Genomic DNA, 731 nt, shown 5'->3' with positions numbered 1-731 from the left:
GGTTTGCCGGTCGAGCCGGAGGTGTAGATCACGTAGGCGAGGTGACGGGAGTTCAGGTCCGGCACGATCGGATCGTGATCATGGTTGCTTTGGGCGACGACATCATGGAAGGACACCGGATCGAGGACCGGCAGATCGCCGGTATTGCCGAGCGCTTGTCGCCCGTGGGCATCGGCGATAAGCAGCACGGGCGCGGCATCGTCGAGGATGTGGGCGAGACGCTCGCCCGGATAGGCCGGATCGAGCGGCACATAGGCGCCGCCCGCCTTGAGGATGGCCAGCAGCGCGACGATCAGCTCGTGGCTGCGCACCATGCACAGGGCCACACGGGTCTCGGGGCGCACGCCCAGACCGATCAGGTGATGCGCAAGCCGGTTGGCGCGCGCATTGAGTTGCGCATAGGTGAGTGACACGTCTTCGAAGACGAGTGCGCTTGCATCGGGCGTGCGTCGGACCTGTTGCTCGAACAACTGATGGATGCACACATCCTCGGGATAAGCCGCAGCCGTGTCGTTCCAGCGTCCGAGCAGCGCGTGCTCCTCGGGCAGCATGAATTCGAGCGCATGCAACGATGCATCGGGCTGATCGAGCGCTTGCTCCAGCAAACGCGTGAAGCGTTCGCCCAGCCGGGCGACGGTGGCTTCGTCGAACAGGTCGGTGGCGTAGCTGAATCGGCCGGCGAGCCCGTGCTGGGCAGTCTGAGCCAGACTGAGGGTGAGATCGAACTTGGC

The 731-nt window shown here is 64.7% G+C and carries 1 protein-coding gene; it reads right to left on the bottom strand.

Annotated features, from left to right (window positions below; translation table 11 throughout):
- Window positions 1-731, bottom strand: a 731-nt coding sequence (locus AWB78_RS42905; protein ID WP_157697922.1) for an AMP-binding protein, incomplete at both ends; no start/stop codon positions are given.

The organism is Caballeronia calidae, assembly GCF_900044055.2.
Taxonomy (GTDB): Bacteria; Pseudomonadota; Gammaproteobacteria; order Burkholderiales; family Burkholderiaceae; genus Caballeronia; species Caballeronia calidae.
This window is presented reverse-complemented; position numbering and strand designations above follow the sequence as displayed.